This is a genomic window from Candidatus Sodalis sp. SoCistrobi, assembly GCF_900143145.1.
Classification (GTDB): Bacteria; Pseudomonadota; Gammaproteobacteria; order Enterobacterales; family Enterobacteriaceae; genus SoCistrobi.
The window spans coordinates 1-6,842 of the sequence record NZ_FRDB01000163.1 but is presented as its reverse complement, the minus strand read 5'-3'; the positions used below and the strand labels follow the sequence as shown (position 1 = coordinate 6,842).

General features: G+C 59.0%; 7 protein-coding genes. 6 read left to right on the top strand and 1 reads right to left on the bottom strand.

Translation table 11 applies throughout. The features are described from left to right. The 3 genes from CINSTRO3249_RS11220 to yajL all read left to right on the top strand — a co-directional run. Nucleotides 1-238: integrase core domain-containing protein (locus CINSTRO3249_RS11220; protein WP_143146883.1), on the top strand; the 238-nt coding region annotated here is incomplete at its 5' end. A 21-nt stretch (nt 239-259) separates the two neighbouring features. Continuing rightward, entirely contained in the window at nt 260-1,114 is an 855-nt protein-coding gene (gene panE / locus CINSTRO3249_RS11215) for a 2-dehydropantoate 2-reductase (RefSeq protein ID WP_074013347.1), read from the top strand. Beyond that, complete coding sequence (yajL, locus tag CINSTRO3249_RS11210) at nt 1,077-1,667, top strand: protein deglycase YajL (RefSeq protein ID WP_074013346.1); 591 nt, start codon at nt 1,077-1,079, stop codon at nt 1,665-1,667. Before panE ends, yajL begins: the two co-directional genes overlap by 38 nt. A gap of 89 nt (nt 1,668-1,756) precedes the next feature. Here yajL and thiI read toward each other — a convergent pair whose 3' ends face one another. Next, nucleotides 1,757-3,199: a tRNA uracil 4-sulfurtransferase ThiI gene (thiI, locus tag CINSTRO3249_RS11205; protein ID WP_074013345.1), complete on the bottom strand. Its 1,443-nt coding sequence runs from the start codon at nt 3,197-3,199 to the stop codon at nt 1,757-1,759. A gap of 211 nt (nt 3,200-3,410) precedes the next feature. On the opposite strand from thiI, the gene xseB reads away from it, so the two are divergent. The 3 genes from xseB to dxs are packed head-to-tail and all read left to right on the top strand — an operon-like array spanning nt 3,411 to nt 6,458. Then, entirely contained in the window at nt 3,411-3,659 is a 249-nt protein-coding gene (xseB, locus tag CINSTRO3249_RS11200) for an exodeoxyribonuclease VII small subunit (RefSeq protein ID WP_074013344.1), read from the top strand. Beyond that, nucleotides 3,656-4,558 carry a (2E,6E)-farnesyl diphosphate synthase gene (gene ispA, locus CINSTRO3249_RS11195; RefSeq protein WP_074013343.1) on the top strand — a complete coding sequence of 301 codons (903 nt, stop codon included), beginning with the start codon at nt 3,656-3,658 and terminating at the stop codon, nt 4,556-4,558. Before xseB ends, ispA begins: the two co-directional genes overlap by 4 nt. 37 nt (nt 4,559-4,595) lie before the next feature. Beyond that, nucleotides 4,596-6,458, top strand: a complete 1,863-nt coding sequence (dxs, locus tag CINSTRO3249_RS11190; protein ID WP_074013342.1) for a 1-deoxy-D-xylulose-5-phosphate synthase — start codon at nt 4,596-4,598, stop codon at nt 6,456-6,458. The last annotated feature ends 384 nt before the right edge of the window (nt 6,459-6,842 follow it).

Below are 6,842 nucleotides of genomic sequence, written 5' to 3'. Positions count from 1 at the left end.
CGGCGACTCCTACGATAATGCGATGGCAGAGAGTATCAACGGGTTGTACAAAACGGAGGTTATCCACCGCGGGAGCTGGAAAAACCGGACGGAAGTGGAGTTGGCCACGCTGGACTGGGTGGACTGGGTGGACTGGTACAACAACAGAAGGCTGCTCGGGCGGCTGGGTTACATCCCTCCTACTGAAGCCGAAATGAACTATTACGCTTTGCAATTAGCATCAGAGGAAGCGGCGTAGTATTGCCAAAATTACTCTCTAATAAACTCGGGGTTATTCATCCAGGGATGGCTGCGGGTGCCCCAATCGGTCTGTACCGTGAATGTCATCAGCCCACAAGGGCAGGAAAGCCGATTGCAATTGCCCGCCAATAACGCCGAGCATCTGGCCGCAAGCGACCTGTTGCTAGTGACGCTAAAAGCCTGGCAGGTGTCAGGGGCGGTACGGGCGCTATTGCCGCAACTGCGCGCCGACTGCGCCATTCTACTGCTGCATAACGGCCTCGGCACGCGTGAGGAATTGCCGGTCCTGATCCAGCCGTTGATTATGGGAACCACCACCCATGCCGCCCACCGTGAAGAGAACATAGTCCACCATGTCTTTGCCGGCACGACGCGTATCGGTCCCGGCAATAGTCAGGCGCAGCAAGCCAGCGCTATCGCAGAAGTGTTGCACCAAGCGCTGCCGGAAGTCGCCTGGCACAACAACATCGCCGCCTCAAGTTGGGTCAAGCTTGCCGCTAACTGTGTCATAAACCCCCTCACTGCTATTTACGACTGTCGCAACGGTGAGCTGGAACGCTATACGGCACAAATCGAGGCCATTTGTCGCGAAGTGGCGATGGTGATGGATCGCGAGGGTTATCATACCCATTATGAAAGCCTGCTGTTTTATGTCGGCCAGGTGATCCGCAGCACCGCGGATAATGTCTCCTCTATGCTGCAAGATGTGCGTGCCCAGCGGCATTCGGAGATTGATTATATTACCGGCCATGTGCTGCGACGCGCCCGGGCGCACGGATTAAACGTGCCGGAGAATCAGCGACTGTTTGATTTGGTGAAACGCAAAGAGGAAAGCTATGGACAAAACGATTCTTCTCTGTCTGGCCGATGGTAGTGAAGAAACCGAAGCCGTCACCACCTTCGATGTGTTGGTCCGCGCCGGGATTCAGGTACGCGCGGCCAGCGTCAACGACGATGGCGGACTGACCATCGTCGGTTCGCGTGGCGTGCGGTTGCTGGCCGACGCACCGCTGGCGGCACTGGCGGAGGAGCCATTTGACGCCATTGTGCTGCCCGGCGGTGTGCGGGGTGCCGAGTGCTTCCAGCGCAGTCCGCTGCTGCTGGAGTGCGTGCGCCGAGCGCATCTCAGCGGCAAGCTGGTGGCGGCGATCTGCGCCGCGCCGGCTTTGGTATTAGAGCACCATCAGCTGTTCAGCCAGGCCAAGATGACCGGTTTTCCGGCGCTGAAGGACCGTATTCCCGCCGATCGCTGGCTGGACAAGCGGGTGGTGTATGATGCGCGTCACCGACTCCTCACCAGCCAGGGCCCGGGGACGGCCATGGATTTCGCTCTGAACATTATTGCGTTACTCTGCGGCCGGCCACGCGCGGCCGAGGTGGCGGCGCAATTAGTGCTGCCTCAGGGCATAGATGATTTTCAAGATTAGCGGCACGTCAGGCAAGCGGACCGGCGGGCGCAGAACAGGACCCACGGCAGGTGCGGGCCGCATTCTCGCTGCAAGCGCCCGCCGGGAAATTAAGGGCGGTAAACCTTCACATTTTGGAAGCCCTGCTCGCGCAAATACAGCGCCTGCAAACGGCTCATCACCCCGCGGCCACAGTGCAGTAAGTATGATTTACTCTGATCCAGCTCGCCAAAGTGACTGCCCAGCTTGTAAAACGGTAGCGTCTGCACCGCCACATTAGCCAGCGCCAACGGGCAGCCTTCCTGCTCATCCTGTGAACGGATATCCAGCACGATATCGCCGCTGCCCAATTCGGCAGTGGTTTCCACCTCGGCGACAGGCGGGTTCGTCTCTTCTGCTACCAGCTCACGGATATCCAGCACCTGCGCTTGCGCCACCGCCGTATCCAGCACGGTAAAATCAAATTGCCCTTCTTCTTGCTCAATGCGGCTTTTTACCGCCCGCACGGTCGGGCTCTTGGAAATCACGCCGCAGTATTCCGGCATGGTTTTGGCGTATTCTTCCGTGCCGATCTGGCGCGCCAGCGCGATGATATGCTCTTTGTCGTGAGAAATGAGCGGTCGCAGAATAAGCGTATCAGACACGTTGTCAATCAAACGCAGATTCGTCAGCGTCTGGCTGGACACCTGCCCCAGCGCCTCACCGGTGACCAGCGCTTGAACACCGTAGCGCTCCGCAATGGCCGAGGCTGCACGCACCATCATGCGTTTCAACACTACACCCATCTGGCCGTCATCCACCTTGGTCAAAATTTCGTTGACCACCGGCGCAAAATCAAGAGACACAAAGCGGACTTTATGCGACTGACCAAAGCGGCGCCATAAATGGTATGCCACCTGGCGAACGCCGATTTCATGGGCCGCACCGCCAAGATTGAAAAAGCAATAATTGACCCGGCAACCGCGGCGCATCAGCATATAACTGGAGACGCCGGAGTCGAAGCCGCCCGAGATAAGCGACAGCACATCTTCCTGGGTGCCGATGGGGAAGCCGCCAAGCCCTTCCAGGCGCTCGGTAATCAACAGCAGTCGATCGTTATCGATTTCCAGCAGGACCGTCTCGTCGGGGCGAGTCAGTTTAACCCGGGTGTTTTCCACATTCTGATTTAAACCGCCGCCGACGTAGCGTTCCACGTCCTGGGAGGTGAAATCGTGCGTGCCGCGGCGCTTGACCCGCACGCAAAAGCTTTTGCCCACCAGGCGATCGCGATACATCGCCAGCGTTTGCAGGTAAATATCATGCATATCCTGCCAGGGACGCTCTTCCACCGCCAGAATGTGGTGGATCCCGGGAATGCGGGTCAACGCGTCGGCTATCAGCGGACGGTGATGTTCACCGCCGGCGCGTACCTCGATATGATCCCAATGACGCACCACCGCCACCGACTCATCACAATGTTTAAGAATATTGCTGGTGAGTATTTTTATAAAGCGCAACCGCACGGATTGACTTTTTATCGTGATTTCCGGAAACAGTTTGATGATAAACTTCATGGTGATAGTCGTTATTTGATCATTAAAGAGTAACGCGCCGCAACACGTTATATAATGGGACACTGGCCCACGTTAGCCCTGGCGTCGGCCTGTCGGCGCGGAGTATACCACTTTATGCCGCGGGATTAAGGCGCAATTTGCTTATCACCGCACTCTGGGCTAACGTGGGCCGCCACTGGCGCCTTCGCTATCTATCGGTAGGATACAGACCATGCCAAAAAAAGCAGAACAACCCGCCAGTTTTGAGACTGCGCTAAAAGAACTGGAGCAAATAGTCACCCGCCTCGAATCCGGCGAACTGCCGCTGGAGCAAGCGTTAACGGAATTCGAGCAGGGCGTGCAGCTGGCGCGACAGGGGCAGAAAACCCTGCAACAGGCGGAACAGCGGGTGCAAATACTGTTAAACGACACGCCAGACGCTCCGCTTGCCCCCTTTGCGCCGGAAAATGAGGCGCTATGACTGATTTCGCGCGCGCGCTTGAAAACAGCCGCCAGCAAGTGGACGCGGCGCTGGAACGTTATCTCAGTGCCCTCGCCAACCCGCAGGCGCCCCTTATCCAGGCCATGCGCCACGGCGCTTTGCTGGGGGGCAAACGGCTGCGCCCGTTCCTGGTGTACCAGACCGGCCGGTTGTTCGGGCTTACCGCCGCAAGCCTGGACGCACCGGCCGCCGCGATTGAGTGTATCCATGCCTATTCGCTGATTCATGACGATTTGCCGGCAATGGATAACGATGCGCTGCGCCGCGGGTTACCGACCTGCCACGTCAAATTTGGCGAAACGACCGCCATTCTGGCCGGCGATGCGCTGCAGACGCTGGCCTTCAGCATTCTGGCCGACGCGGAGATCCCGGGTGTGTCGCCACAGGATCGGCTACAAATGATCTCGGCGCTGGCCGCCGCCAGCGGCGCCGACGGTATGTGTCTTGGACAGGCGCTGGATTTAGAGGCCGAGGGGCAGCAGGTTTCCGCCGCACGACTTGAGACGATTCACCGCCACAAGACCGGCGCGCTTATTCGCGCGGCGGTGCGGATGGGCGTGCTGGCGGCCGGGGAACGCGGCGGTCCGGCGCTGGGTTATCTGGATCGTTTCGCCGCCGCCATCGGCCTGGCTTTCCAGGTACAAGACGACATTCTTGATGTCGTGGGCGACAGCCAGACCACCGGCAAACGTCAGGGAGCGGACCAGGCACTGGGTAAAAGCACCTATCCGGCCCTGCTGGGGCTGGACATGGCGCGGGCCAAGGCCCAGGATCTGTATCAGGAATCCCTGGCGTCTTTAGAATGTGTCGCCGCCCTCGGTTACGATACCGCCACGCTGGTGGCGCTGGCGCGCTATATTATTGAACGTGATAAATAAGTGATGCGGTTTTTTACACCTCAGATATGAGTACCCCATGAGCCTTGATATCAAGAAGTATCCGACGCTGGTCCTGGCTGACAATCCTATGGAACTGCGTCAGTTGCCCAAAGAGAGTTTGGTGGCGCTGTGCGACGAGCTGCGGCAATTTCTGCTCGACAGCGTAAGCCGCTCAAGCGGCCATTTCGCCTCGGGGCTGGGCACGGTGGAACTGACGGTGGCGCTGCATTATGTGTACAACACGCCGTTCGACCAGCTGATTTGGGATGTCGGCCATCAGGCTTATCCACACAAAATCCTGACCGGGCGACGGGACCGTATTGCTACTATTCGCCAGCGTAACGGCCTGCATCCGTTTCCCTGGCGTGGCGAAAGCGAATACGACCAGCTGTCGGTCGGCCATTCCTCCACCTCCATCAGCGCCGGCCTCGGTATGGCGGTGGCGGCGGAACATGAGGGATTGGGCCGCCGCACGGTTTGTGTTATCGGCGATGGCGCCATCACCGCCGGCATGGCCTTCGAGGCCATGAATCACGCCGGCGATATCAAATCCGATTTGCTGGTGGTGCTGAACGACAATGAAATGTCGATTTCGGAAAATGTCGGGGCGCTGAATAATCATTTGGCGCAGATCCTGTCAGGCAAGCTCTACTCCACCCTGCGCGAAGGCGGCAAAAAGGTGCTGTCAGGTATTCCGCCGATTAAAGAGCTGGTGAAGCGCACCGAAGAGCACATTAAAGGCATGGTGGTGCCGGGCACGCTGTTCGAGGAGCTGGGGTTTAACTATATCGGCCCGGTGGACGGCCATGATGTCCAGGGACTGGTGCAGACGCTGAAGAATATGCGGGCCAAAAAAGGACCGCAGCTGCTGCATATCATGACGAAAAAAGGCCGTGGCTATGCGCCAGCCGAGAAAGACCCTATCAGTTGGCATGCGGTGCCGAAATTCGACCCCCACATGGGAACCCTGCCGAAAAGCGGCGGCGGCTGCCCCTCCTATTCGGCCATTTTCGGTGACTGGCTGTGCGCCACCGCCGCCGACGATGACAAACTGATGGCGATTACGCCCGCCATGCGCGAAGGCTCCGGCATGGTGGCGTTTTCGCGCCAATATCCGCGCCAGTATTTTGATGTGGCCATCGCCGAGCAGCATGCGGTCACCTTTGCCGCCGGGCTGGCCATTGGCGGTTATCACCCGGTGGTAGCCATCTATTCTACCTTTTTGCAGCGCGCCTACGATCAGGTGATCCATGACGTCGCGATACAGAATTTGCCGGTACTGTTTGCCATCGATCGTGGCGGCGTGGTCGGCGCCGACGGGCAAACTCACCAAGGCGCGTTTGATCTCTCCTACCTGCGTTGCATCCCCAATATGGTCATTATGACGCCGAGCGATGAAAACGAATGCCGGCTGATGCTGCACACGGGTTATCACTACCAGGCGGGCCCAAGCGCGGTGCGTTACCCGCGCGGTAACGGCACCGGCGCTCCGCTCACCGATTTGCATGAGCTGCCGCTGGGTAAAGGGGTGGTGCGCCGTCAGGGCGCCGGCGTGGCGATTCTCAATTTCGGTACCTTGCTGCCCCAAGCCGAACACGCGGCGCAAGCGCTAAATGCCACCCTGGTGGATATGCGCTTCGTTAAGCCCCTCGACGGCGCGCTGATAAGCGAGCTGGCCGCCAGCCATCAGGCGCTGGTGACGGTCGAGGAGAATGCCATCATGGGCGGCGCCGGCAGCGGCGTAAACGAGTATGTGATGCAGCAGCGGCTGCAGGTGCCGGTATTGAATATCGGTCTGCCGGACCATTTTATTCCCCAAGGCAGCCAAGAGGAGATCCGCGCGGATCTGGGCCTCGACGGCGCGGGGATCCAGCGGCAAATCGAGGACTGGCTGGCTTAAGCCCGCGGCACAGGAGCGCCCACCGCGCTCCTTTATCGCCGGCGCCCCTCCTGCCCGGGCAGTGGGGCGGGCATCGTGCTTGCCCCCCTGCACCGGCCCACGTTGACCGCTTAGTGACCTTTCGTCTGCGTCCGCCCATGTGATCCCTGGCGTCGCCATTCTGCCTGCCTGTGCTCAGCCACAACCCACCCTGCATGAGCGCCTTTTTGTCTGCGCTCAGCCACGGTTAAGCCTGCATGGGCTTCCTCCCGTCTGTGTGAATCACCCCGGATAAATTAGAGTCTATACTTTAAAAGTGGAGGTCTCTATGACAACGACCAAACGTTACTCTCCGGAAGTCCGTGAACGGGCAGTTAATCTAGTGCTGGAAACTCAGCATGAGCA

Bases quoted from the DNA above. Each gene is read 5' to 3' on its own strand.
- dxs (WP_074013342.1), top strand. From the start codon at position 4,596: ATGAGCCTTGATATCAAGAAGTATCCGACGCTGGTCCTGGCTGACAAT.
- ispA (WP_074013343.1), top strand. From the start codon at position 3,656: ATGACTGATTTCGCGCGCGCGCTTGAAAACAGCCGCCAGCAAGTGGAC.
- thiI (WP_074013345.1), bottom strand. From the start codon at position 3,199: ATGAAGTTTATCATCAAACTGTTTCCGGAAATCACGATAAAAAGTCAA.
- yajL (WP_074013346.1), top strand. From the start codon at position 1,077: ATGGACAAAACGATTCTTCTCTGTCTGGCCGATGGTAGTGAAGAAACC.
- xseB (WP_074013344.1), top strand. From the start codon at position 3,411: ATGCCAAAAAAAGCAGAACAACCCGCCAGTTTTGAGACTGCGCTAAAA.